Source organism: Brevibacillus ginsengisoli, assembly GCF_050113715.1.
GTDB classification, from domain to species: domain Bacteria; phylum Bacillota; class Bacilli; order Brevibacillales; family Brevibacillaceae; genus Brevibacillus_H; species Brevibacillus_H ginsengisoli.
Genome location: NZ_JBNJQR010000001.1, coordinates 466,668 through 491,021, shown reverse-complemented (window position 1 = coordinate 491,021; position 24,354 = coordinate 466,668). Strand labels below are relative to the sequence as shown.

The window sequence follows — 24,354 nt, the reverse complement described above, 5'->3', positions numbered from 1 at the left end:
GAAGGATTGATCCATCTGTGATGACTGGTACGGTTGATAGGACTGGAAGGATTGATCCATCTGTGATGACTGGTACGGTTGATAGGACTGGAAGGATTGATCCATCTGTGATGACTGGTACGGTTGATAGGACTGGAAGGATTGGTACGATTGTCGAGATGCTTGGAAAGAGGACGATATTTGGTCTTGTAAAGGATATCCCTGTGATGATTGTACTGGAAATTGCGATGATCCAGGACAAGTAGATGACGGGTAAGATGGTGATGCCATAGGCTGTGTGGATGGCATATATTGCGGACATTTAGGTGGAACCGGTTGTGGAATGGACGGACACGGCCTTTGAGGACAACAAGGTACTTGTACCCGCGGATAACAAGGAACCGGAAACGGCACAAACCTAGGCGGTTGAGGCTTCGGCATGATCGGAACGGGAATGGGTACAGGTTTAGGAACTTGTATAATTTGTGGTGGTACTGGGTATGGAGTTGGAACTGGTACTGGATACGGGGTTGGAACTGGAACTGGTGCTGGTGCTGGCAACGGTGTTGGGATTGGTGGCGGAGGTGTAGGCGCTGGCGCTGGTGGCATTGGTGCTGGCAGCGGAGTTGGGACTGGTAATTGTGGTGGAGCCGGGACTTCTGGTGCCGGTGCTGGCAACGGTGTTGGGATTGGTGCTGGTGGTGGAGCCGGGACTTCTGGTGCTGGTGCTGGTGCTGGCAGCGGAGTTGGGATTGGTATCGGCGGGCGCTCTTCCTCCACCTCAATCCGAGGAGGAATCGGGACTTCCTTCTGAGGAATTGGAATTTCTTTATTCGGGATTGGAGCTTCTTTTTTCGGTACGTGATGGTGTCCATGTTCTTCTTTTTGACGCAGCGGAACGTGAGCAACGGGAATTCTAACCTTCATTCCAACCACTAATCGATCCGGGTTCTTAATATGAGTGTTGGCACGAAGTAATTCTTTGAAATCAACATTATATTGCTTGGCGATTTTCCATAACGTATCGCCTTTTTGTACGGTGTGGATTTTCACGCTGATGTTCTCCTCCCTCGTCAAAACTCCCTACCATGGTATGCACCCATGGGCAAATTGCTCCTGTGGAAAAAATACGTTTATGAATGGAACTGTTTTGGAACACAAAAAAACGACAGTTGAGCAATCTCAACTGTCGTTTTGGGTGTGAATTCGTTATTCGTATACCTTTACGCCTTCATTTTCAACAAAGCGTCTAAATTCTGTTAACAAATGGTTCGTCACAGGTCCTGGCTTGCCATCTTTAATTTGACGGCCATCCACCTCGACAACGGATATTACCTCAGCAGCCGTACCTGTCAAGAATACTTCGTCGGCTACATACACATCATGACGCGTGAAAGGCTCCTCTTTCACCTTATATCCCAAGCTTTCCGCGATATCGAGGATCGCTTGACGGGTAATTCCTTGCAGAGCACCTAGATAGCAAGGAGGCGTATAGAGCACTCCTTTTTTCACGAGGAATACGTTGTCACCGGACCCCTCCGCAACATACCCTTCACTATTCAGCATCAAGGCTTCGCTTACTCCAGCCTGGTGTGCTTCTATTCTTACCAAAATGTTGTTCAAATAATTAAGAGACTTGATTTTGGGATTAAGGGCATCTGGTTTAATCCGTCTAGTTGCTACAGTAATGATTTTCATCCCGGTTTCGTACAATTCTTTCGGGAACAGCTGAAGTTGTTCTGCAATAATGATAACATTTGGGGCCACACAGCTTCGTGGATCCAGACCCAAATTACCGTTACCACGGGAAACAATCAATCGAATATAGGCGTCGCGCAGTTCATTTTTACGAATAGTCTCTAACAGGGCTTGAATCATCTCTTCCGGGGTCATAGGAATATGTAACAAGATAGACAAAGCGGATTCATACAAGCGCTCGATATGCTCTTCTAATCTGAAAACATTGCCGTTGTATACACGAATTCCTTCAAAAACACCATCTCCATACAAAAATCCGTGATCATATACAGATACCTTGGCATTCTCTTTGGTTACCATTTCTCCGTTCAGATAAATCCATTGCTCACTCATTTGGTTTCCCTCCATATCTGTCCATCTCTTTTTCTTCCTTACTGCAATTCCAAACTTATCCAATTCGCACAACTTTCTGACTATGGACTCGATTATAAAACGGGGGAATCTGTCCGTCAATGACTTTCCCCCATTATTAACTGAATTGTCTATACGATTCAGGACTTCCCTGCCGCTATGCTCTCTTTCAACACATAAAACGGATAGGTGCCTAATTGGCGAAGTTGACAGCCTAACGCTTCAATTTCTGCAAAAGCCCCTGGAAGCAATACCTCATCCATCCGCTGTTCAATATCAATGACGAAATGGTAACTGCCCAAGCCTTTTTTAGTCGGGCGTGATTCGATTCGTGACAAGTTGATTTTGCGCCAAGCAAACGCGGCCAAGACCTGATAAAGCGCACCTGGAAAATCCTCAGGAAGTGTAACCAGAGTCGTGGTCTTCTCTGTTTCAGAATCTGGCATCGGCACAACCTGTTTGCTAACCAGGACGAACTTGGTGTAGTTGTTCGTATAATCCTGAATATTTTCTTCCGCGAACATCAGCGGATAAACACTGGCTGACAGTCTGGGTGCGATGGCAGCCCATGGTTGATCCGGTTGCGCGCTCACCATTTGGGCAGCAAGGGCCGTACTGTTGGTGTATTCGATTTCGGCATGCGGTAATTTGTCCTGAATAAACTTGTGACATTGGGCTACCGCATGCGGATGAGACAACACTTTAGTAATCGAAGTCAACGGAAGTTTGGTATCGCGATTTGCAACCAATAAATGCTGAGAAATCGGAAGTGCCAGCTCTGCGCTGATCGGCAATTCCACTTCATGAATTAACCAGTCAAGCGTAGAATTGACAGAACCCTCAATGGAGTTTTCCATCGGCACGACTCCGTACTCCACATCATTACGGCCGACTGCTGATAACACATCCATAATGCTCCCATACGGCTTATAAGACACTGGCTCATTAAACGGAAAGGCACGGGCTGCTTCCTCAGCAAACGTGCCGTATGGACCCAAAAATCCAATTTTTTTCGTCATGGCTCTCTCTCCTGGCTTCCTATTCTCTTCTATTCTAAAAGTTTCCTTGTATTATGAGCCAATCGATGACAAGACGTCAACCTCTACTCCTGTTTCATCTACGAGAAGTTCCAAAGTTTCGTAAGCAATTTTATGATGGCTCATCAGGTGATCCACGAAGGATAGCAATTTTTCTTTAGCCGAATCTTCCTTGTAAAAGAAAAGCACAGTGGGACCCGCCCCGCTTAAAGCAGTCCCGATGGCTCCATGTAAATAGGCATCGCTTAGCATTTCACTCAAACCAGGTACTAATTGGCTGCGGTAAGGCTGATGCATGCGATCCCTCATCGCTTGTGTTAAAACCTCCAACTTGCCACTGGCTAATGATGCGATCAATAAAGCGCTCCTGCCGATGGAGTAAACCATGTCCTTCTTCTCATACGTTTCAGGAAGCACATGCCTGGCTTTTTCCGTGGACAGATGATATTGCGGGATGACCACTAAGGTTTTGAGACCTTCAGGCGCATCAAGACGCACATAAGGGATTTCCTTGCCCTCATCTTCCTCTGGCATGGTCGCCACAATAATTCCACCAAATAAGGATGCCCCCACATTATCTGGATGTCCTTCCCATTTGCTGGCCATGTAGAACAATTGCTCTTTGGTAAAAGGTTCGCCCGCTAACGCATTGGCCGCAACCAGAGCCCCCACAATAGCTGTGGCACTGCTTCCAAGTCCGCGCGTCAATGGAACGTCGGTCTGAACCTCCATATATAATTCAGGGTCAGCCAGACCTGCTTCACGGTAGAGGGATTGAGCCACCTGATACAGCAGGTTGCTTTTATCCAGAGGGACCCCTTCCATTTCTTTCCCATGTAAATGAATGCTTGTTACCTCGGCTTCTCGCATCAGGATGGTGGTATATAATTGAAACGCCATCCCTACCGCGTCAAAGCCAGATCCCAGATTGGCGGTACTCGCTGGGATTTTTACCCGGACGGTTCGGTTATTCACTTTTTACTCACCTGCTTTTTTCTCGCGTATCACGCTCATGACCGCTTCTCTGGTGGCCGATACAACGCGAGGTTCAGCCGCTACAGCTTTTAAGGCAATATTCGGGTCTTTGAGACCATTACCTGTAAGGACACAAGCAATCGTAATTCCTTCAGGGAGTTCGCCGGCACGCTTGAGCTTAATCACACCCGCTACGGATGCGGCGGAAGCAGGTTCACAGAATACCCCTTCTTGACTAGCCAAAAGCTTGTAGGCTTCAAGGATCTCATCATCGGTAACGGCGTCGATATGACCGTCAGATTCGCGAAGGGCATTTAGTGCCCCTTCTTTGCTGGCTGGATTTCCGATCCGAATTGCCGTCGCAATCGTCTCAGGATTGGTAACTGTCTCTCCACGAACCAGAGGTGCCGCACCTGCTGCCTGAAAGCCATACATCCGCGGTAGATTGTCTACACGACCTGCTTGATGGAATTCCTTGAACCCTTTCCAATACGCCGTAATATTGCCCGCATTCCCAACTGGAATCGTCAGAATGTCAGGGGCTTTCCCGAGGGCTTCACAAATCTCGAATGAAGCTGTTTTTTGTCCTTCGATTCGGTAAGGATTCACGGAGTTCACCAGTGTAATTGGTTCATCAGCCGTAATCTCTCGAACAATTGTCAGCGCATCATCAAAGTTGCCGTCAATCGCGATCACTTCCGCACCATACACGAATGCTTGCGCCAGTTTCCCTAATGAAATATTGCCGTTGGGAATCAACACAATACAACGCATATTGGCTCTTGCGGCATATGCGGCTGCGGCTGCTGAGGTATTACCTGTGGAAGCGCACATAATCGTGTTGCTTCCCTCCTCAAGCGCTTTAGCAACAGCCATGACCATTCCCCGGTCCTTGAATGATCCAGTTGGATTCAGACCTTCATACTTCAGGTACAGCTCGACACCCAGTTGTTTGGATAAATTGCTTGCGTGAATGAGGGGAGTGCTCCCTTCATGAAGAGACAAAGCGGGAGTCTTGTCAGTGACAGCCAAGAACTCACGGTAACGCTCAATGATTCCTTCTTGTCTAGACATGTTTATTCTCCCCCTTCCACACGATAGCAGCTTTTCACTTCTTCTACGATCTCCATGTCACTCATGATCATCAGCACGTCGTCCATATTCTTCTTCGAGGCCGTATGCGTCACCATGGTAATTTCAGACTGCTTGCCGGAGTTGTACGGTTGTTGAAGGACTTGATCGAGGCTGATATCCTTGTCAGCCATCAACTGAGTAATTTGAGCAAGCACACCGCGTCTATCTGCCACAATAATCCGAATAAAATACTTGGACATGATCTTATCATCTGTTTTTAATTTCTTTTCTTTGTAAGGAGCGACCATTCCTCGTCCATTGACACCAAGCTTCATGTTTTTGACAACGGTCACCAAGTCGGAAACAACAGCGGTTGCCGTAGGAAGCTCACCGGCGCCAGGGCCATAGAACATGGTTTCACCCACCGCTTCTCCGTGAACATACACCGCATTGAATACGCCATTCACGGAAGCCAACGGGTGAGACTTGTGAATCATGGTTGGCTGTACACTAACCTCGATCTCTTCATTGTCGCGCTTAGCCAAGCCTAACAATTTCACTTCATAGCCAAGCTTTTTACCATAGGAGATGTCTTCCTTGCTTACTTTGCTAATCCCTTTGACATCCACTTCATCCAGATTCATCGCGACGCGGAAGCCAAGCGTTGCGAGAATGGCCATTTTGCGGGCAGCATCCAGCCCCTCCACATCGGAGGTTGGATTTGCTTCGGCATAGCCAAGGGCCTGCGCTTCCTTCAGGACGTCAGCGTATTCGGCACCTTCCTGACTCATCTTGGTCAAAATATAGTTAGTGGTTCCATTGACGATACCCATCATTTTGGTGATGCGATCGGATGAGAAGCCTTCTACCAGAGCACGCAGAATTGGAATTCCACCTGCTACGCTCGCTTCATAGAACACGTCACAATTGTTTTCTTGAGCCTTTTTGAGAATTTCTCCGCCGTGTAGCGCCATGAGATCCTTGTTGGCGGTGACGACATGCTTGCCATGCTCCAACGCGGTTAGAATGTATTCCTTGGTCGGATGGATCCCGCCAATTACTTCAACGATTACGTCAATTTCTGGATCAAGCAATAGGTCATTCGGTTCAGTGGAAATCAAATGTTGGACAGTATTCAGGCTTCTCGCCTTTACTTTGTCCTGCACGAGAATTTTATGAATTTCAATGCCAAGACCTGTTTGAATCAATAAATCCTCTTGGTGGCCTTGGATAATACGCACCACTCCAGTACCAACTGTTCCAAATCCCATTAACCCAATCTTCACTGTTTGCTTCATGTAACATCCACCCTCTCCACCGATTCTCTATCCTTCTCGTCTATCCTCGCCCAACAATCATCGCTTTGCGAACACCAATCATCTGTTGGAGCGAATCTAATAATTCTGTGCTTGGGATCAACAAATGCGCCAAATCAACAGACATGGCCACATTGGCTATTCCTTGAAGCGGAATAGTCTGATTGATCGTCAAGACGTTACCACCTTTTTCAGCAACAAACTGCAGAACCTTGGACAAGACACCTGCCCGATGCTCCAAGGTCAAATTAACCGTGATTATCTCTTCACTCATCATGGCGTTGAACGCAAAAATACCATCCTTGTATTTATAGAAAGCACTTCGACTTAAGCCAATGCGCTCAACTGCTTCATTAACCGTGTCTGCTTCGCCCGATTCCAACAATTTTTTTACTTCGATGGTCTTGAGAATCGACTCCGGAAGGATATCGGCACGAATAAGATAAAACTTCTCTTCACGTTTCGTCATATGTCCTCCATAAGGATACAAATGTTTACCCATAGGAGACATTATATAAGAGTAATCTTCCCGTTACAAGCCCAAATTCTTATAGTTGTAGAAATTGTTTAGCAATTGAGGTTGAACATACATGAACGACTTGCTTATTGCGCACAATAGTCTCGAACGAATCCTTCACCACAAGGGAGTGATTAGTGATGGGTGGACGAAGAAAATTTGACAAAAGCGAGAGCCGTAACAACCATCCTCCTGGTAAACCAAGTGACTTGGACCAATTCGGTGCCGAAACCCGAGATCGTAAGCCAGTCGATCCAGATGTTGGCGGAGGAAATAGCAAAAAACATCATCCTGGGATTGGGTAGGGAGAAAAGAGCTTCGTCCCTTTACCCCCTCTCATCGGGGGGCCGAAACGCGCTCTGTGGAAGTTCGCATGGATGTTAAATAGCACGCTCACTACCTCCGAAAGGGGAGCCGCCAAACGCTTCGCGCCCCTTTGGGGTTGGGTGGCGGCTCGGATCCCTTTCTCCGTTCGTTCCCTGGGCGTCACTTCCAAGGAGACTAGAAGTGGACGAAACTCTTTTCTTAGTGAAAGGAAGGAAAGTATAAATTTCTTTCCTACCGAAAAAAATTTATACTTTCTATTCATTTAAAAAAGCCAGGGAGCTTCTCCCTGGCTTTTTTAACATATTGTTATGGTTGTGGTACGACTGGCGCTTGAGCTTGAACCTTGATTTTCTTTGCCTTGATCTTGTTATCCTTCCATTCTCCGGTTACTTCTACGGTTAGACCCGTTTTTAGATCAGTCAAGGCAATTTTTTGGTCCTTGTCATCGGTCACCACCATTGAATCTGTAATCAACACAGATTTACCTGCAACTACCATGGTCTTGGCAGTGAAGTTGATTTGGTCAATGCTTCCTGTTACACTTACGTCTTTGCTATCCTCTTGTTTTTTCACATTCACTCTCAAAGCAATCATCTTGTCCCCAGCGATGTACCCTTTTGCTTCTACATCGGTTCCGACCTGAATCTTTTCCAAAGAGATGTATTTGCCATCTTTAACAATCTTGGTCTGATCAGAAATGGTGATGAGTTTGTCTCCAAGGGAAATGGTATGGTTATTTGTATCTATGCCTGTGACTTTCCCCTCAAGCGTTTCTACTTTTCGGTTTACATTGATCGTAGTCGCATCAAGGGTGTCCAATTTTTTCGTGCCAACAACGACTACTTGATCCCCAACGAGCAAGTCAGCAAACTTGGCATTGAACTCCATCAGACGAAGCTTTGTACTGGATTTAACATTTACTGTCATACCAGCGACAACGAGCTGATTTTTGTCTGCTTGAATGGATTCAATCTTGCCTCTAACCGTTGCTATGGTACGTTTTACCTCGATCTGAGCGGCTTGAAGAACTCCCTCTTTAAGAAATCCGCTTGCCTCGATTTGATCCCCTGCTATAAGATCTGCCAACGTTAACTTATCTTTTTTCATTCGGATAACCGTTTTATCGGAAACCGCGATTTTTTTACCGCCCGCTACTGATAGGGTCTGACCCTCAGTATCAACGGAATCCACTGCCCCTCTGACATACCCTCTCTTCTTGAAGACCTGGATTTCTTTTAGGGTATTCAAATCGTCTTTTTGAACGTATGTAGCTGTCGCTTGGTCGCCTACCCAGATATCGGCAAGCGTTGGATTTTTGAATTCTGTTACTCTTACTTTGGATGAACGATCGATGGTAAGTAGAATCGTGCCGCCTTTAGCCTGAACAGTAATTGTGCTGGCTTGAGGGTCTACGGCTGTTATAGCCCCACTTACTCTTACTGTTTTTTCCTTTTGTTTATCCACCGTTTTTGCGAAGGTTGCTGAGCCAAATGTAAATAGAAGTACAAAACAAAGCAGTAATATTGACCATTTTCTCATGTGTAGGTCTCCTCCATCTGTAGCGATTTGACAGCCTAAGGAGATATTACCCTGAATAAAAGCGAGGGAAAACCTTTCCAGCAAAAAATAAGACATCCTACCTAGTATAAAAAGGAGGATGTTACTTTTTACGGGTTCTATTATAGTATTGTTCGATTAATTTACCGTGATGGCCATCCAAATTGATAAACTGAAGCGTAACTTTCGAACTACCATTTTCAAACCGCTTCTCGAGTACTTGAGCCATTGCCACGAATTGTTCCTTGCTCTTGGGTACGATGAAAGACAAATTAATAAAATCTCCGACCGCGACATACCCGTCTGTCCCCATGATAAGCTTATCCGGCGCTATTTCTAGTATGACGCCTTCTCCATGTTCTTCGTTCGGCTTGGCACCCATAACCTTATACGGCACATTGATGATGTAATCTGGCTTGATAAGAGCGGTGGAAACCTTCATCTCCTGATCGATATGAATCGGAGTCAAGCCAAGCAGATGAACAGGTAAAACGTTTTGTTCATTCACTACCTCCAACTGGATCTGGACCGTGTAATTCACCGTATCCAGATCCATGCGGATAGTAGAGCCAACGAGACTTCTCGTAGGGGTTGAACGTTCAAAGGAAATGACTAAAAATTTGCCGCTTGCATGCTCGATGATACCATCCAACGGAGGACCAACCAGTCGGGAGTTGGCAAATCGGACAGTAAGACCACGCTGAAGTAATTTATCCTGAATAAATGGGTCTAACATGCTTAAGCATCATCTCTTTTCTATTCAACAAACTCGAATTCAAAATCTCCAATGCGTACGGTATCTCCATCCTTTGCACCTTTATTACGAAGCGCCTGGTCGACTCCCATGTTGCGCATCATTCGGGCAAAACGTTGAATAGAGTCATAGCTGTTAAGATTCGTCATCCGTACCAGCTTCTCAATCTTCTCTCCACTCACTACATACACTTCATTATCTCGTGATACATAGAAACCGATATCCTCTGGTTCCGCTTTGAACACGACACGTTCTTCTACCTCTGCCACTTCTTCCACTTGCACCTTGTCCGGAAGCGTATCCAGCAAATCAGCCAAACCGTACATTAATTCTTGAATCCCTTGTCTGGTTAAAGCAGAAATAGGGTAAATCGGAATCTCAGGAACATGCTGCTTGAATTTGTTCAAATGCTCTTCCGCTTCGGGCATGTCCATTTTGTTGGCCGCAATCACTTGAGGGCGATCCTCTAGTTTGGCGTTGTACATCTTCAATTCCTCGTTGATCCGCAAAAAGTCTTCATACGGATCGCGCCCCTCAGTTCCTGCCATATCAATGACATGAACGATAATTCGGGTACGCTCTACATGGCGCAAGAACTGATGACCTAGTCCAATACCTTCATGAGCTCCCTCAATCAGTCCAGGCAAGTCGGCAAGAACAAAGCTACGCTCGCCCATATCAACGACACCCAGATTCGGACTCAGCGTGGTAAAATGATATGCGGCAATCTTAGGGCGCGCAGCTGTCACAACCGAAAGCAGCGTGGATTTACCCACACTCGGATAGCCAACCAGACCCACGTCCGCTAAAAGCTTCAATTCCAACGTGACATCGCGCTCTTGTCCCGGTTCACCGTTCTCCGCAATTTCCGGAGCCGGGTTCGCTGACGTTGCAAAACGAATATTTCCGCGGCCACCGCGACCACCTTTGGCAATGATGGCACGTTGTCCATGAGTGGTTAAATCGGCGATGACCTCGCCTGTATTGGTATCATACACAACAGTACCTGGTGGAACACGAACGATCATATCTTCTGAACCCGCGCCATGCATGGACTTGTTGCGTCCGTTCTCTCCCCGCGGAGCCTTAAAATGACGCTGATAGCGGAAATCGACCAGTGTACGCAGTCCTTCATCTACTATAAAGACAACGTCTGCTCCACGTCCTCCGTCTCCACCCGCAGGTCCACCCAACGGTACATATTTCTCGCGTCGGAACGAAACGGCTCCATTGCCGCCGTCTCCGCCCTTCACATAGATTTTCACTTGATCGACGAACATGTTCATTTACTTCACCTCTTTACATACGATACGGGAGGTTTAATTCCAAGCACCATTCCTCTTCCCTCTGGTTCCTGGTTTGAATTGTTACTCCCTGTGCAAGCTCACTCTCTAACAGCTTTTCCAATTCAAGCTGCGCAGATGCTGGGAGACCCGCTGATAATTCAAGTTGTATTTGAATCGCTTCCGGAAGGCTCTCCAATGTGACAAGCAGGCTGTTTGTCTCCATTGAACCCTTAGGGAAGCTGTTTTTTACGAGCATGATAAGTTGATAGATGAATTGAAACAAAGACAATTGATCCTTTTGGACCTTCGAGAGATCGATATCATTATATAATTCAACTTCCAAACAAAGATCGTTATGTAATGCGTGAAATGTTAAAAAGAAACTGGATAAGGGTGGACAATTAATCCGAGTGAGCAAACTCTCTTGACGGGCAAGCTCTGTCACCCGTGTCAAATAGGTTTCTCCCTCTTCTGGCCGGCCTAATTTGAGGTAACCCAAGAGTACTTGAAAATGATTCAGCCAATCATGCCGTTGTTGATTTAATATTGTGAGCAGCATGTCGGCTTCTTCGACAAATAAATTCGAATGATCGTTCATGTTTCCCCACCCGATACGATTTATTCTAAAGTGTCGTGCCTGTCAACGACATTTATCCTTGAGGCAAATTCAAGACTCGTTCCATCTCTATTACAAAGAAAACCCAGCGCTAAGGCTGGGTTTACCTGTTAAGTCAGAGTTACGCTTCTACAGCAACTGGTTCGATAACCACTTGTTTGCGGTCACGACCCAAGCGTTTGAAACGAACGATACCGTCCGCTGTTGCGAACAATGTGTCATCGCCGCCAATGCCTACGTTAGCACCTGGATAGATCTTAGTACCACGTTGACGAACGAGGATGTTCCCTGCTTTAACGAATTGACCATCACCGCGCTTTGTACCAAGACGCTTGGAGATAGAGTCACGTCCGTTCTTTGTGGAACCTACCCCTTTCTTGGATGCGAAAAACTGAAGATCCATTGTAAAGAGCATTGTCATTGTTCTGCACCTCCTTGTTTGGTAAGATCACGAACTTTAATAAACTTTCCGTATTGCTGCGAGATCGCATACAGGGAAAGGATCATGCTTTCAGCTAAAAGCTGTTGTTTCTCATGAAGTGTAGCATCGTCAAGTGGATGTACACGCCAGCGGAGAAACCCGCCTTCTTGCCCAGCTTGCTGGACGTCAGGTTGAATGTTCAGTAGCGAATGGACTGAGTTCAATATTCCAAAGCTGATGCCGGAAACAGCAGAGCAGACAATGTCTTGCCCGTGTTTGGCCGCATTGGCATGACCAGAAACCGTAATCTCCTGAACACCATAAGTACCGCGTTTAACCGTAACCTGAATCATCGTTCCAACACCTTACGCGTTGATCTTTTCGATCACAACTTTAGTGAATGGTTGACGATGACCTTGTTTACGACGGTAGTTCTTTTTGGCTTTGTATTTGTACACGATAACTTTTTCACCTTTACCGTGTTTTTCTACTTTGCCAGTTACAGTTGCTCCAGCTACAGATGGAGTTCCTGCTGCGATTTTGCCGTCTTTGTTTACGAACAATACTTTGTCGAAAGTAACAACTTCACCTTCGGAAGCAGTCAATTTCTCGATGAAAAGTACTTGACCTTCTTCTACTTTGTATTGTTTGCCACCAGTTTCGATAATAGCGTACATGTGATGCACCTCCCTATACTCAGACTCGCCTTACCAGGTGCGAAGTTCTAAGAAGAACTCGACTTAGGAACCTGTTCCGCGCGGTTACAGCATGCTTGAGGTGACAAGCATATCTGTATGAACTTCAATAGATTATCACACAATCGGGATACTCGTCAAGAAGTAGTTAAGAGACGTTTTGCCTCTTCATCGGAGCCCGCAAACCTCACATGATAGTATCCGTAAGGGAGCCTTGTATTCACTTCTATGTATATATGAATCCCTAACTCGCGCTCCCATTCAGTGGATGGATCGCTCTCCCCTACGAATAGCGGGAACACCTCAAGGATTATCGCTTCCGCCGCGGAATTTCTCGCGACAGCACGAATTTCTCGTCTGATTCTTGCGAGCACCTCACGCTCGTGCAATACTCTCCCGCGCTCTTGACAGGTTGGACAGGGTCTTGTCAAAATCTCTGGGACACTCGGCCTGATCTTTTTGCGCGTCAGCTCGACCAAACCAAGCTGCGTCATTCCGAACACGTGGGTCGGGGTGTGATCCTTCGCCAATTCCTTCTGCAAGCTGGTCAGTACCCGCTCCTGATTGGAACTTGCCTTCATATCAATAAAATCAATGACCACAATACCACCAATATCGCGTAAACGGAGCTGTCTGGCAATCTCCTTGGTTGCTTCCAGATTCGTTTGAGTAACAGTCTCTTCCAAGCGTTGCATGCTTTTTCCGGTAAATTTGCCAGAGTTGACATCAATGACGGTCATTGCCTCGGTTCGATCAATCACGATGGATCCCCCATTCGCCAGAGGAACATGCCGCGAGAGCAGTTTATCTATTTCGAGATCGATCCCGAACGCTTCAAAAATCGGTTGTTTTCCCATGTACGCTTTGATTCTGTTTTCCATCTTCGGATATAAAGCCTTCACCATCCGTTGAATGCGCTGCAGCTGTTGAGACGAGTCGACAAGCACTTCCTGCACTTCCTCCGTAAACGAATCCCGGATCACCCTGATCAGCAAATCCGAATCTTGATAGAGAAGAGCAGGCGGTTTCAGATTTTTGGAGCGTTCCAGCGCTTCCTTCCAGACAGAACGAAGATAATTCAGCTCCGCTTCCATTTGGGCAGCCGCCATTCCTTCCGCAGACGTACGGACAATGATCCCTTCCGCTTCTGTAAGCCATTCTCTCGCCATTTGGGAGAGACGTTTGCGTTCTGATTCCAGCTTGATTTTCCGAGAGATCGAGATTTGGCGTCCATACGGGAGATACACCAGACTGCGTCCCGGAATGCTAATTTCCGTTGTAACACGGGGAGCTTTTGTACCGAATGCTTCCTTGTTCACCTGAATCAGCAGTTCTTCACCATTGCGAACCAGCTCCTGAATGCCTGGCTTCTCCTTCTTCCCGCGTTCTTTTTGCCAATCGGCGGGTAAGCAATCATCAATGTAAAGAAAAGCATTTTTCTCAAGTCCAATATCAACAAAGGCCGCCTGCATATTGGGGATAATATTCTCCACACGAGCCCGATAGATATTCCCTATCAATTCCTCAGACGAATGTGATTCCAGATGGTATTCCACCAGCTTGCCTTGCTCCAGAATGGCAATGCGTGTATGATTCTCTTCAGTGGTTACGACAATCTGCTTCAACAACTTGCCTCCTAGCTACATCGAATAGGCCAAAGTCTCGTACTTTGACCTTTTCATTGTATACAGTTTTCCCTCTTCATGACAAAATTTTTCCGATCGATTCCTGATGTCTTTGTTCAATTAACAAGGCGTGCAAGAGCTCCGATTCATGTATAAAGACCCCCGCACTATCCGTCCGCACAAAAAATAGATGAGAGCACCCTTTGTACATGAGATAGGCTGCCTGAATGGTACTCATCGTCGGTTCAACGGGAATGGATTGAATTCTCAACCGATCGGATTCTCGTAAATATTTTCCCATGAGAAAACGCATGAATTGATAAGGAAACCTCAGAAAGGCCTGAATGTTGACAATCGCCAAGTAAGCACCAATGGTCATCAGATTCACTTGCCAATCGATTAATCCGACGCCAAACAATAGCGCGGAGAACAGGCAGCTAGAGCCTAGTGAGAGATAACTGGCCTGACGATAAGGCAAGACAAAGGTCAAAAGGGCCTGGACAATTCTCCCGCCGTCCAAAGGCCAAATCGGAATCAGGTTGAATCCGGCCACAAGCAGATTGGATTTCATAAAAAATGCGGTCCATTCAGTCGTCCACAGCCCGCTCCACCAAAAAAGAAAGGAAATAAAAATCATTGCCATATTCATGAACGGACCCGCAAGCGCAACGACAATCTCGTCCAATGGTTCGGCGGAAGCTTCATCCTCAACAGAGGCCACCCCACCAAAGGGGAGCAATTGAATCTCTGTGATCTTCCAGCCTACCTCTCTGGCCACCGCTACATGGCCCAGTTCGTGAATCAAGACAATAACGAATAACGTGATGACTTCAATAAAATAACCCGTGGCAATCGACAATCCAATAACCGCCCAAAACAAGAGATGTATGCGAATACGCACCCGAAAGAGCCAGAGCTCAGTCAAACGAAATCACACCCGTTGGATCAATAAATGAATCCTCTTTCTTCAACCCTAGGTACAAATAACGATCAGTCGGAGAAAACGATTTGGCTATCCCGATCAGATCTCCTACCTTAAGGTAATCATTTAGTTGAACATGGCTAGTCTCCAGGTTTCCGTACCAGACTTCCCTGCCTCCAGCCAGTTGAACAATCACTGTTTGATTGTAGCCGCTCTTATCCCCCACATAGGTAACGATTCCTTTTTCTTCGTTTAGCACCTGACCCGTCTCCCCAACATTGATGACGATTCTAGCACTATTCGGATTATAGGCTTTGACGACTTTATAATCTTTTGGAAATTTCCAAGATTGCGGTTGTGTTGATGTGGAAGCAGGTACAGAAGGTTTATGAGGAGTTAAGACTGGCAAACCCGTCGGTATCTGTCCAAACCGATTTTCATACCAGGCGGCTACCGCATCGAAGTTGAAATCACGGCTCATGACCTCCTGTCCCGTTTCACGCCACGAAGCCGGGATCGGTAAGGAAGAATGAAACAAGAGATAAGCGAACCCGATTAAAAGAAAAGAAAAGAAAACTTGCACGCCAAAAACTTGCCCGGGACGAAGAGTTGGAGGCCTCTGTTGATCTGGTGTGTATCGATCAGGCAGTTTACCAACCATATGATAGGGAGTTTCGATTGGATCATGTATCTCTTGATAAAAAGGAGGGAAACTATCCCTGGTTTGTGTGCGGAGTTTTTCCATGCGTTCCCGTCGCCTTTCTTTCACACGTTCCACTTCTTCAAACATGACTGTTCCTCCTCATGACCCGTCCATTTGTACTATGCTTATGACTTGTCTACATGATTTATGAACGCAAAAAAGCAGCCTCCATTACGGAAGCTGCTTTGGGTTGTAAAGTTGAAATTAGATTTTTTGAACGTTAGCAGCTTGTGGTCCACGGCTGCCTTGAACGATTTCGAATTCAACTTTTTGGCCTTCGTCTAAAGATTTGAAGCCTTGAGTTTGGATTGCACTGTAGTGTACGAATACATCTTCTCCACCCTCAACTTGAATGAAACCGAAACCTTTTTCTGCATTAAACCATTTTACTGTACCTTGTTGCATGGAAAAAACCTCCCAAAAATATCCACCAAACTGTTGGTGAAGAAAATTCGTTAACCGCTCTCTTACTAATCGTACTTTCAGACGGAAAAAAGCCATACTTGAAAGAGACTTGATCACATGGTGACGTATCTCTTCACAAGTACGGCTTATCATCCAATCCATCAAATCACTTAGGTAAGTAAAATGGTTAACTTGATAAAAATTTTACCACATGGGGGTAGATTTGTCACGTATTTTTGTGTGTAATGGTTAAAAATTGGAAATTAAATTTTCTAGTCAAAACGTAACTGTTGTTTCCTCATTCCGATGTTAAGGACTATCCCGACGAGCAAGAAGTTCGTAATCAATGAGCTACCCCCATAACTGATAAAAGGCAGTGTAAGCCCAGTGATTGGCATCAACTGAATGGTCATTCCAATATTCTCAAATATTTGGAATGTGAACACAGCGACCACACCTGAGACAAAATACGAGCCAAATGGGTCCTTTACATCCATGGCAATCCGTATCATTCGGTAAATGAGGATGAAAAACAGCATCATGAGAATAGCAGCACCAATGAAGCCTAATTTTTCACCGATAACCGTAAAGATAAAATCGCTCTCTCCTACTGGTACCCAACCATAGCTGGCTTGAGAAGCAGAATGGACGCCTTTTCCCAACAATTGCCCAGAGCCGATTGCAATCAGTGATTGCTTCAATTGGAATCCAAAACCCATGGCGTCCAAATCCGGATTAAACCAGTACTCAATTCGCCTCCACTGATAGGGCTTAATTAGTTTAAAAAACAGCTTATCGTTAAAGTTATACAGGTAGGTCATAATCCCAAGGAATGCTCCAACAACAGAACCCATATAAACAATATGCCGTATCCGCATCCCACCGACAATCAACATGACTACCGTGATTCCCATAAATACCATGGCGGTACCCAAGTCTGGCTGGATAAAAATGAGCAACATCGGAACACCGACCATTACGAAGAACGGGATGAGCTGATGGAACTTATCAAAACGTTCACCTTTTTCTTCTCTTTTCGCGAGATAACGAGCTCCTGCCAGAATCGTGAACACTTTCATCAACTCTGAGGGTTGAAACAAAATCGGTCCTAGCTTATACCAGCTGGTTGCGCCATTCCGCTCTGTTGTAAACAGAACACCGATGATTAAGATTATTCCTATTCCGTATAAGATATAGGTTAACCCGTGATAGAGCCGATAATCAAACAGAAGACAGACGGTGAGCACGATGAAACCAAATAGATACCATAGCAGCTGTTTCCCCGCTAAATCAGTTTGTGCAGAACCTGAAATACCCAAGTAACTAAATACGCCAAGTCCACAGAGAATCAGGATAATGATCCAATCTAAATCCTTCAAATGCCTTTTTTCAAAATCCAACTTAAATTCACCTCTGCTCCCAGCAAAAAAAGAAACAGGAGACCCCCCCTGTTTGATTGTCTAACATTCTGGTTATTTCATGCCGAAAAGTTTCTTCACTTTCGAAAACATGCCTTTCTTCTCTTCCAAAGGAAGCAATGGCACTGATTCTCCCAGCAATCGGCGAGCTATGTTGCGATAAGCGATAGCAGCACGCGATTCATGATTCATGACGGCTGGTTCCCCGGCATTGGCTGATTTGATGATGTATTCATCATCTGGCACAACGCCTACTAAGTCAATGGCAAGAAGATCCAATATATCTTCCACATCCAGCATTTCGCCGTTCTTTACCATATGAGAACGAACGCGGTTGATCACCAGTTTCGGCATCCCTACTTTTTCTCTTTCCAACAATCCGATGATTCGGTCAGCATCACGAACGGCCGCCTTTTCGGGTGTCGTAACGACTATGGCTTGGTCAGCTCCGGCTACCGCATTTCGGAACCCTTGCTCAATTCCAGCGGGACAATCAATAATGACATAGTCAAATTCACGTTTAAGCTGTGTAACGATCTCTTCCATCTGCTCAGGCTGAACAGCTGATTTGTCCTTCGTTTGGGCTGCAGGCAACAAGGAGAGGTTCTCAAAGCGCTTGTCCTTAATCAAAGCTTGCTGCAAACGGCAAGCTCCTTCTACTACATCCACAAGATCATAAATAATTCGGTTTTCCAGTCCCATGACAACGTCCAAATTACGCAGGCCGATATCTGTATCAACCATACATACTTTTTGGCCATTTAATGCCAGGGCGGTTCCGATGTTGGCAGAGGTTGTTGTTTTTCCAACTCCGCCTTTACCTGAAGTGACTACGATTGCTAACCCCAAGTCGTTCTCCTCCTTTAGCCCACTTACACTTTCTTCTGTCCCAACTCCGCGCGTACACGGTGCAAGAGATTCATTTTGCCAACGACCATCTTCTCTTGTTCCAGATAAGCAAATTCTGCGCCACCGGTAACCTGCACCCATTCTTCTCCTGGTCGGCTAATGACTTCAGCTATTCGCAGTTGCTGGGGTGCCATTGCAGCGGATGCGATGATTGTTTGGGTATCCCCACTTGTCCCCGCATGCGCGACTCCACGAAGGTTGCCAAGCACATAAATACTCCCTGTGCTTCGAATGGTGCCGCCTGGATTCACATCACCCAAAAGCAGAATGTCCCCATCAAGCTCGACTACCTGACCTGAACGAATCGTGTGGGTTTCTATCGTAAATCTCGATTTCAGCAGTTCGGCAAACGCTTCCTCTTTGGTTATGACGTCGGAGTCTATAGTTTGAATGACTAAATTTCCTTTTTGGCGAATGATTTTGGTCAACTCTTCTTGTTGTTCAAAAGAGCAGTACCGGTTGCCCAATTTTATCGAAACCCGAATGATGGGACCGCTTAAAATCTGTTGATGGCTGTGTTCAATTTTCTCGCGCAAATCATCCAGTAACACTTCAAAAGAACACGTGTCGTCCATGAAGAAGACAAGTCCATCCTTGGTTCCTTTTATGGTTACTTTATTCTTGTTCGTCATGGACTTCCTTCACCTCGACCGTAACCATTCGCCATGCAAGGAAAATATTCCTGCAAAAAAGCAAAATTTGCCGAAAAAAGTCGTTATTTCGCAGACGCAGCCCCTGCTGAGGTTAATGCACCTGGGTATAAAGAATTGTAGGCGTCCAGGATTTGTCGCGCAATCGGTCCAGAAGAGTCAGCACCGTGTCCGCCTTTTGGCACAATGACAACGAAAGCAAGCTGAGGATCTTCATACGGAGCATATCCCGCAATCAAGGCGTTATCCTGATCTCCACCCGTTTGAGCCGTACCTGTTTTGGCGGCTACATTAAACGGAAGACCACGGAATGTTGTATACGCTGTACCACCGGGAAGCGTAACCATGTGCATCCCTTCCTGTACGACTTTAATCCACTGTGGATCAATTTGTGGACGATTCAAAACCTCAGGGTCAATTTCGGTCAGAACCTGACCTAGTTGTTTCGGGTCGATCGTACCTTTGCGAATCTCATCCACAAAGTGCGGACGAATTCGATAACCGCCATTGGCAATCGTTGAGATATACTGTCCCAATTGCATCGGAGTAAATGAATTATACTGTCCGATGAAGGCATCCGCCATACGGCCAAGTTCATCAGCCTTTGAAAAATAACCGGACGATTCAAACGGCAAATCTACACCTGTTTTGACTCCTAAACCAAACTGTTGGTTGTAGAAGTCAATCAAATGAAACATCGGTTTGTAGTCCCCGTACTTGGAGTATCCTCTATCCGCTAACCGCATGGACATCGCATACATATACGTATTGTTGGATACCTGCAGCGCACGGCGGGCATTAACAGCACCGTGTCCACTCAGCTTCCAGTTTCTCTTGAACATGTTCCCTACCTGCCAGCCCCCACGGTCCATGATCGTCTCATCAGGAGTTGTCAAATGCTCCTGCAAGGACAACATCACGGATAGCATTTTGGCGGTTGAACCTGGAGCGAAGAAACCATTGATAAATTTATTGCTCTCGTTCGGGAGAATCTGAGTCGAATATACCTCATTAAATTTCTTGCGATCATAGTACAGGTTCAAATCGTAATCAGGCGCACTCGCCATCGCAAGAATCTCTCCCGTTTTGGGATTCATCACCAGCGCATGCACATCTTTTACTTTGTTCGCAGTAGCTGGGTTATGTTGCATTTCAATCAAGGCATTCTTTAAAATATCCTCGACCTTACTTTGAAAACGCCAATCCAATGCCAGAATCAAATCGTTGCCCGGCTCTGGAGCGCGACTCATTTTTTTCTCGACTGTCTGAGAGTCTTTATTTACGTGTACATCCATGACGCCGTCTTTTCCGCGCAGTTGGCGTTCATAGTAGCGCTCCAGTCCATTTTCACCAACACGTTCCGTTGGGCTATAGCCTTGTGCCATATACTCATTAAGCTGTTCTGGACGAATGGCGTTAATATAGCCCAGAATATGAGTAGCAAACGGGCTTCCATCCGGGTCTGTGCGAATTTGTCTGATCGGTTCGACAATAACATCAATCCCTGGCAGCTCCGTACGTCGTTCTTCAATTCGAAACATTTCTTCAGGTGAAATGTTCACCTTGATTCGTCGAGGAATGTAGCTGGCAATTCCGTATGCTCGCATCTCTTTCAGAATCGCCATCTTACGCCATTGAAACGCGCGCTGATCAGGTGTAAGCGGCAACGGCACATCAATATCAAACATCGAAGCGAGCTTTAACAGCTTCATATCATCCTGTTTCGCAAGATCCCCCGGGTCTGGAATCGTGCGCATTTGGGCTTTAAGCTCCTTTTTCAGGTCGTCTCGCGCATCTGAATCAAGCGTGAGTTTCACAGGCTTATTGGTTTGAAAGGCAAACTTCAAAAGATCCACATCAGAAATATCATTCGTTGCTGTGGTATTGGTACCTTTTTGATTTTGCGCCACATAAGCTTTTTGCAAGGCATCACGATCTTTTGCCGGAATGGGAACATTGACTCTCATCCCTAAGCTAATCGCTGTTTTGACTAGATCTCCATCTGATAATGTATCAATCGCTGAAAATTGTGGGAGTGCCATGATTTTCGGTGCAATCTTGGCAATGAGCTGCTGGGTCTCTTGATCTCCAAAAGTGACAGGAAGAGATGCCTTCAAGTCCAGCGCCTTCTTCAATAAATCTTTGTCAGTACTTGGCTTTTCATCATCCATTCGGAGAATTCCCGCCAATTTATCCGCTACTAAATCTTCGTTAATATCCTTATTCTGCTCTTCAACAAAGGTCACAGTATATACAGGCTTATTGGAAACCAATACCTCACCGTTACGGTCGAGAATGCGCCCCCTAGGAGCAGGGATTGGCAATTCTCTTGTACTGTATTTCTCCAAATCATGCTTGTATTGCTCCCCTTCGACTAACTGCACGTAGGCAAGCCGCAAGATAATCGCCGCAAAAAACAGGAATACGATTAAAAACAAGACATTCAATCTTGTCGGAATGTGTGACTTTTCCGTTTGTTTCTCGCTCATCCCTTATCCCTCCTTTCAAAACCGCGGGACTTATTCCGGTTTCATTTCTTTTCGCAAATGAATGGAATTGGATACTTTATTCATCGGATAGTAGACGACAAGCGCAAAGAGAAGATTAACGGCAACAGTGGGCAGAATCTGATTGGTTATAGTCCATTGTACATCAAAGGAGTGACCAGAAAACAAGCGGTAGATACTGTACAATAACCATTCATGTCCAAACAGCACGAGAGCCACTGTTGTAAACACAACCGCCAGACTGCGATGAAACAAAAGCAGGATCATCCCGGAAAAATAGCCGGCTACCATCATCGTAAACGTATAGACCCCGATGACATGACCAAATAAGATGTCCTGCAACAATCCGACGCAAAAGCCATAAATCAGCCCTTCTCTTCTTCCGAGAAATAAAGCGATCATAATAACGCTGACAAGAGCAAAACGGGGCAACATCGTCCACGACATTTCCCCTTCTTGCGGCAAAATAAATTGAAATACAGTGCCCTCCAACAAAAAAATCACGAGTAACATCAGAGACAACAAGAACCGAGGCATTATTTTCCGCCCCCAGTTCCTGTTGCTTGATTCGATGGTACAAGCTCTCCTGACGGTGTCGTGATAAACGAACGTTCGATAATCATGACCTCATTCAATTGAGAAAAATCAGCGCTTGGTTGCACATACGCCGTTTGCGTCAATCCGTAATCCCCAGGTTCAACACGGACTACACGACCGACTACGAGACCTCGTGGCATTACACCGCCCAATCCGGAGGTGACCACTGGCTGATTCGGTTCAATTTTTGGACCAAGCGGAATTTTTCGCATGATCAATAAATGTTCACGGTTATCATACTCTTCAATGACTCCGTTAATTTCTGGATGGGTAGTGACGCCGTTAACTGTCTGGTTCCCCAAGATTAACGCAGAAATGTGATTGCTATTCTCAATAGCCGTCAACAATTCAACTGTGGAGGAGAAGTTGGAAACACTTTGCACCCTTCCGATCAAACCAGCTGAAGTAATGACAGCCATATCTTTCTTGATTCCATTCTGAAGTCCTTTATCGATGGTGACTACATCGTTCCAGGAATCCGAGTTACGGGCAACGACCTCCCCAACTCGAACCTGATAATCGGTCAGAACACTTTTAGCTTGAAGTACGTTACGGAGGCGTTCATTTTCTGCTTCCGTTAGCTTCAGTTGAGTGGTTACTTGCGCATATTGATCAAGACTCGCTTTCAGGGCGCGATTCTCCTGATAGGTGTTATACACTCCACGAACATCCTCCACAAAACCGGAAAAAGCCTGGGCAGGGCGATAAAAAGCACCCTGCACCACGCTGAATGTGTCCTTCAGAAATTTTTCCGGCCATGTCAGTTCGGCTCGCTCCTTCGAGGTAAATCCCATTACTGCCATTAAAATGACAAGCCCGACAAGCACAATGATCAGCCGCTTATTGGCAAAGAACGACATGATTTCATTTCTCCCACTTACCTACCTCGCTTCGCGCGCGAAGAGGTTATTCCATGTTTGGATTTAAACAAATGTATATTCTCTAATGCTCTGCCTGTACCGATGGCTACACAATCAAGCGCATTCTCGGCAACGTGAACAGGCATACCTGTCTCTTTGCTAAGCAAGCGATCCAGATTGCGAAGAAGTGCTCCCCCGCCCGTAAGGACAATACCGCGGTCCATAATATCAGCCGCAAGCTCAGGAGGACTTTTCTCCAAGGTGATTTTCACTGCCTCAACAATGGAGAGAACCGTCTCAGAAAGCGCTTCGACGATCTCACCACTCGTTACAGAAATGGTCTTCGGCAATCCAGTTACCAGATCGCGTCCACGAATCTCGACAGATTCAACCTCGTCTGGGGCAATAGCAGAACCAATCTCCAGTTTCAGCGTCTCAGAGGTGCGTTCCCCGATCATCAGATTGTAGCGGCGCTTAATGTACTGCATGATTGCTTCATCCATCTCATCCCCGGCAACGCGGATCGAACGGCTGGTTACAATTCCGCCCAATGAAATAATCGCGACTTCGGTCGTACCTCCACCAATATCTACGACCATGCTTCCGGTTGGCTCCCAGACTGGCAAGTCTGCGCCAATTGCCGCTGCGAACGGTTCCTCGATGGTGTAAGCTTCTTTGGCTCCTGCTTGTTTCGTCGCGTCTTCAACGGCACGCTTCTCTACCGCTGTAATTCCAGACGGCACGCACACCATCACGCTTGGACGTCGACTAAACAAGCCCTGATTTTTTTGAGCCTGGCGGATGAAATAACGCATCATCGTCGCGGTTGTTTCGAAATCGGCGATTACACCGTCTTTCATCGGACGAACGGCAACGATATTACCTGGTGTGCGTCCAATCATGCTTTTTGCCGCATTACCAACCGCTTCAATCGTATTGGTATCTGTACGAATCGCAACAACGGACGGTTCCCTTACAACGATTCCTTTTCCTTTTACATACACAAGTGTATTCGCTGTGCCAAGGTCAATCCCCAGGTCACGTGAAAATCCTCCAAACATAATACGTAATCTCCTTCCGTTGATCAAGCAGGTA

Annotated in this window: 27 protein-coding genes and 1 other annotated feature; of the genes, 3 read left to right on the top strand and 24 right to left on the bottom strand. The window is 46.1% G+C overall.

From position 1 onward, the window contains the following. Positions 1–245 (top strand): hypothetical protein (locus ACQCN2_RS02470; RefSeq protein WP_426927299.1); only part of this gene is annotated, 245 nt, incomplete at its 5' end. A gap of 173 nt (positions 246–418) precedes the next feature. Then, positions 419–793, top strand: coding sequence for a hypothetical protein (locus tag ACQCN2_RS02465; protein WP_426927298.1), 375 nt, complete (start codon positions 419–421; stop codon positions 791–793). Between the two features lie 395 nt (positions 794–1,188). On the opposite strand, the gene ilvE is transcribed toward ACQCN2_RS02465, so the two are convergent. The 6 genes from ilvE to ACQCN2_RS02435 all read right to left on the bottom strand — a co-directional run bounded on the left by ilvE (position 1,189) and on the right by ACQCN2_RS02435 (position 6,959). Next, positions 1,189–2,070, bottom strand: coding sequence for a branched-chain-amino-acid transaminase (gene ilvE, locus ACQCN2_RS02460; RefSeq protein ID WP_426927297.1), 882 nt, complete (start codon positions 2,068–2,070; stop codon positions 1,189–1,191). A 158-nt stretch (positions 2,071–2,228) separates the two neighbouring features. Next, positions 2,229–3,107, bottom strand: coding sequence for a prephenate dehydratase (gene pheA / locus ACQCN2_RS02455; protein WP_426927296.1), 879 nt, complete (start codon positions 3,105–3,107; stop codon positions 2,229–2,231). Positions 3,108–3,158: 51 nt separating this feature from the next. Then, complete coding sequence (thrB, locus tag ACQCN2_RS02450; RefSeq protein ID WP_426927295.1) at positions 3,159–4,100, bottom strand: homoserine kinase; 942 nt, start codon at positions 4,098–4,100, stop codon at positions 3,159–3,161. A gap of 3 nt (positions 4,101–4,103) precedes the next feature. Beyond that, entirely contained in the window at positions 4,104–5,174 is a 1,071-nt protein-coding gene (thrC, locus tag ACQCN2_RS02445) for a threonine synthase (RefSeq protein ID WP_426927294.1), read from the bottom strand. 2 nt (positions 5,175–5,176) lie between these two features. After that, complete coding sequence (locus tag ACQCN2_RS02440; protein ID WP_426927293.1) at positions 5,177–6,472, bottom strand: homoserine dehydrogenase; 1,296 nt, start codon at positions 6,470–6,472, stop codon at positions 5,177–5,179. Between the two features lie 40 nt (positions 6,473–6,512). Then, entirely contained in the window at positions 6,513–6,959 is a 447-nt protein-coding gene (locus ACQCN2_RS02435; protein ID WP_426927292.1) for an ACT domain-containing protein, read from the bottom strand. A gap of 188 nt (positions 6,960–7,147) precedes the next feature. Here ACQCN2_RS02435 and ACQCN2_RS02430 point away from each other — a divergent pair, with 188 nt between their 5' ends. Beyond that, on the top strand, positions 7,148–7,312 hold the full coding sequence (locus tag ACQCN2_RS02430) for a hypothetical protein (RefSeq protein ID WP_426927291.1): 165 nt from the start codon (positions 7,148–7,150) through the stop codon (positions 7,310–7,312). Positions 7,313–7,640: 328 nt separating this feature from the next. On the opposite strand, the gene ACQCN2_RS02425 is transcribed toward ACQCN2_RS02430, so the two are convergent. From ACQCN2_RS02425 to ACQCN2_RS02340, 18 genes are all read right to left on the bottom strand, one after another. After that, complete coding sequence (locus ACQCN2_RS02425) at positions 7,641–8,873, bottom strand: DUF5666 domain-containing protein (RefSeq protein ID WP_426927290.1); 1,233 nt, start codon at positions 8,871–8,873, stop codon at positions 7,641–7,643. Positions 8,874–8,994: 121 nt separating this feature from the next. Continuing rightward, a complete protein-coding gene (locus ACQCN2_RS02420) occupies positions 8,995–9,627 on the bottom strand; it encodes a PilZ domain-containing protein (protein WP_426927289.1) in 633 nt (210 codons plus the stop codon). A gap of 20 nt (positions 9,628–9,647) precedes the next feature. Further along, positions 9,648–10,925: a GTPase ObgE gene (gene obgE / locus ACQCN2_RS02415; RefSeq protein ID WP_426927510.1), complete on the bottom strand. Its 1,278-nt coding sequence runs from the start codon at positions 10,923–10,925 to the stop codon at positions 9,648–9,650. A 19-nt stretch (positions 10,926–10,944) separates the two neighbouring features. Further along, complete coding sequence (locus ACQCN2_RS02410) at positions 10,945–11,529, bottom strand: Spo0B domain-containing protein (protein ID WP_426927288.1); 585 nt, start codon at positions 11,527–11,529, stop codon at positions 10,945–10,947. A gap of 139 nt (positions 11,530–11,668) precedes the next feature. Next, on the bottom strand, positions 11,669–11,962 hold the full coding sequence (gene rpmA, locus ACQCN2_RS02405) for a 50S ribosomal protein L27 (RefSeq protein WP_425653300.1): 294 nt from the start codon (positions 11,960–11,962) through the stop codon (positions 11,669–11,671). Positions 11,963–11,964: 2 nt separating this feature from the next. After that, a complete protein-coding gene (locus ACQCN2_RS02400; RefSeq protein ID WP_426927287.1) occupies positions 11,965–12,321 on the bottom strand; it encodes a ribosomal-processing cysteine protease Prp in 357 nt (118 codons plus the stop codon). A 12-nt stretch (positions 12,322–12,333) separates the two neighbouring features. Continuing rightward, the gene (rplU, locus tag ACQCN2_RS02395) at positions 12,334–12,645 is read right to left on the bottom strand and encodes a 50S ribosomal protein L21 (protein ID WP_426927286.1); all 312 of its coding nucleotides are present in this window, start codon (positions 12,643–12,645) and stop codon (positions 12,334–12,336) included. A gap of 11 nt (positions 12,646–12,656) precedes the next feature. Continuing rightward, positions 12,657–12,741, bottom strand: a sequence feature (ribosomal protein L21 leader region). A gap of 59 nt (positions 12,742–12,800) precedes the next feature. Beyond that, positions 12,801–14,288: an Rne/Rng family ribonuclease gene (locus tag ACQCN2_RS02390; protein WP_426927285.1), complete on the bottom strand. Its 1,488-nt coding sequence runs from the start codon at positions 14,286–14,288 to the stop codon at positions 12,801–12,803. A gap of 76 nt (positions 14,289–14,364) precedes the next feature. Continuing rightward, positions 14,365–15,213, bottom strand: a complete 849-nt coding sequence (locus tag ACQCN2_RS02385) for a M50 family metallopeptidase (protein WP_426927284.1) — start codon at positions 15,211–15,213, stop codon at positions 14,365–14,367. Continuing rightward, positions 15,206–16,000: a peptidoglycan DD-metalloendopeptidase family protein gene (locus tag ACQCN2_RS02380; RefSeq protein WP_426927283.1), complete on the bottom strand. Its 795-nt coding sequence runs from the start codon at positions 15,998–16,000 to the stop codon at positions 15,206–15,208. The genes ACQCN2_RS02385 and ACQCN2_RS02380 overlap by 8 nt, the downstream gene beginning before the upstream one ends. A gap of 117 nt (positions 16,001–16,117) precedes the next feature. Continuing rightward, on the bottom strand, positions 16,118–16,318 hold the full coding sequence (locus ACQCN2_RS02375) for a cold-shock protein (RefSeq protein ID WP_426927282.1): 201 nt from the start codon (positions 16,316–16,318) through the stop codon (positions 16,118–16,120). A gap of 272 nt (positions 16,319–16,590) precedes the next feature. Beyond that, positions 16,591–17,718 (bottom strand): rod shape-determining protein RodA, encoded by a 1,128-nt coding sequence (rodA, locus tag ACQCN2_RS02370; RefSeq protein ID WP_426927281.1) that lies wholly within the window; start codon positions 17,716–17,718, stop codon positions 16,591–16,593. Between the two features lie 72 nt (positions 17,719–17,790). Then, complete coding sequence (gene minD, locus ACQCN2_RS02365) at positions 17,791–18,585, bottom strand: septum site-determining protein MinD (RefSeq protein WP_426927280.1); 795 nt, start codon at positions 18,583–18,585, stop codon at positions 17,791–17,793. Between the two features lie 23 nt (positions 18,586–18,608). Then, positions 18,609–19,277 carry a septum site-determining protein MinC gene (minC, locus tag ACQCN2_RS02360; protein WP_426927279.1) on the bottom strand — a complete coding sequence of 223 codons (669 nt, stop codon included), beginning with the start codon at positions 19,275–19,277 and terminating at the stop codon, positions 18,609–18,611. Between the two features lie 83 nt (positions 19,278–19,360). After that, positions 19,361–21,784 (bottom strand): peptidoglycan D,D-transpeptidase FtsI family protein, encoded by a 2,424-nt coding sequence (locus ACQCN2_RS02355; protein ID WP_426927278.1) that lies wholly within the window; start codon positions 21,782–21,784, stop codon positions 19,361–19,363. A 30-nt stretch (positions 21,785–21,814) separates the two neighbouring features. Continuing rightward, complete coding sequence (gene mreD / locus ACQCN2_RS02350; protein ID WP_426927277.1) at positions 21,815–22,339, bottom strand: rod shape-determining protein MreD; 525 nt, start codon at positions 22,337–22,339, stop codon at positions 21,815–21,817. After that, a complete protein-coding gene (mreC, locus tag ACQCN2_RS02345) occupies positions 22,339–23,259 on the bottom strand; it encodes a rod shape-determining protein MreC (protein WP_426927276.1) in 921 nt (306 codons plus the stop codon). The genes mreD and mreC overlap by 1 nt, the downstream gene beginning before the upstream one ends. 17 nt (positions 23,260–23,276) lie before the next feature. Continuing rightward, positions 23,277–24,320 carry a rod shape-determining protein gene (locus ACQCN2_RS02340; protein ID WP_426927275.1) on the bottom strand — a complete coding sequence of 348 codons (1,044 nt, stop codon included), beginning with the start codon at positions 24,318–24,320 and terminating at the stop codon, positions 23,277–23,279. Positions 24,321–24,354: the final 34 nt, after the last annotated feature.

Coding starts and splice junctions, on each gene's coding strand:
- ACQCN2_RS02465 (WP_426927298.1), top strand. CDS start 419: ATGATCGGAACGGGAATGGGTACAGGTTTAGGAACTTGTATAATTTGT.
- ilvE (WP_426927297.1), bottom strand. CDS start 2,070: ATGAGTGAGCAATGGATTTATCTGAACGGAGAAATGGTAACCAAAGAG.
- pheA (WP_426927296.1), bottom strand. CDS start 3,107: ATGACGAAAAAAATTGGATTTTTGGGTCCATACGGCACGTTTGCTGAG.
- thrC (WP_426927294.1), bottom strand. CDS start 5,174: ATGTCTAGACAAGAAGGAATCATTGAGCGTTACCGTGAGTTCTTGGCT.
- ACQCN2_RS02440 (WP_426927293.1), bottom strand. CDS start 6,472: ATGAAGCAAACAGTGAAGATTGGGTTAATGGGATTTGGAACAGTTGGT.
- ACQCN2_RS02435 (WP_426927292.1), bottom strand. CDS start 6,959: ATGACGAAACGTGAAGAGAAGTTTTATCTTATTCGTGCCGATATCCTT.
- ACQCN2_RS02430 (WP_426927291.1), top strand. CDS start 7,148: ATGGGTGGACGAAGAAAATTTGACAAAAGCGAGAGCCGTAACAACCAT.
- ACQCN2_RS02425 (WP_426927290.1), bottom strand. CDS start 8,873: ATGAGAAAATGGTCAATATTACTGCTTTGTTTTGTACTTCTATTTACA.
- ACQCN2_RS02420 (WP_426927289.1), bottom strand. CDS start 9,627: ATGTTAGACCCATTTATTCAGGATAAATTACTTCAGCGTGGTCTTACT.
- obgE (WP_426927510.1), bottom strand. CDS start 10,925: ATGTTCGTCGATCAAGTGAAAATCTATGTGAAGGGCGGAGACGGCGGC.
- ACQCN2_RS02410 (WP_426927288.1), bottom strand. CDS start 11,529: ATGAACGATCATTCGAATTTATTTGTCGAAGAAGCCGACATGCTGCTC.
- rpmA (WP_425653300.1), bottom strand. CDS start 11,962: ATGCTCTTTACAATGGATCTTCAGTTTTTCGCATCCAAGAAAGGGGTA.
- ACQCN2_RS02400 (WP_426927287.1), bottom strand. CDS start 12,321: ATGATTCAGGTTACGGTTAAACGCGGTACTTATGGTGTTCAGGAGATT.
- rplU (WP_426927286.1), bottom strand. CDS start 12,645: ATGTACGCTATTATCGAAACTGGTGGCAAACAATACAAAGTAGAAGAA.
- ACQCN2_RS02380 (WP_426927283.1), bottom strand. CDS start 16,000: ATGTTTGAAGAAGTGGAACGTGTGAAAGAAAGGCGACGGGAACGCATG.
- ACQCN2_RS02375 (WP_426927282.1), bottom strand. CDS start 16,318: ATGCAACAAGGTACAGTAAAATGGTTTAATGCAGAAAAAGGTTTCGGT.
- minC (WP_426927279.1), bottom strand. CDS start 19,277: ATGACGAACAAGAATAAAGTAACCATAAAAGGAACCAAGGATGGACTT.
- ACQCN2_RS02355 (WP_426927278.1), bottom strand. CDS start 21,784: ATGAGCGAGAAACAAACGGAAAAGTCACACATTCCGACAAGATTGAAT.
- mreD (WP_426927277.1), bottom strand. CDS start 22,339: ATGCCTCGGTTCTTGTTGTCTCTGATGTTACTCGTGATTTTTTTGTTG.
- mreC (WP_426927276.1), bottom strand. CDS start 23,259: ATGTCGTTCTTTGCCAATAAGCGGCTGATCATTGTGCTTGTCGGGCTT.
- ACQCN2_RS02340 (WP_426927275.1), bottom strand. CDS start 24,320: ATGTTTGGAGGATTTTCACGTGACCTGGGGATTGACCTTGGCACAGCG.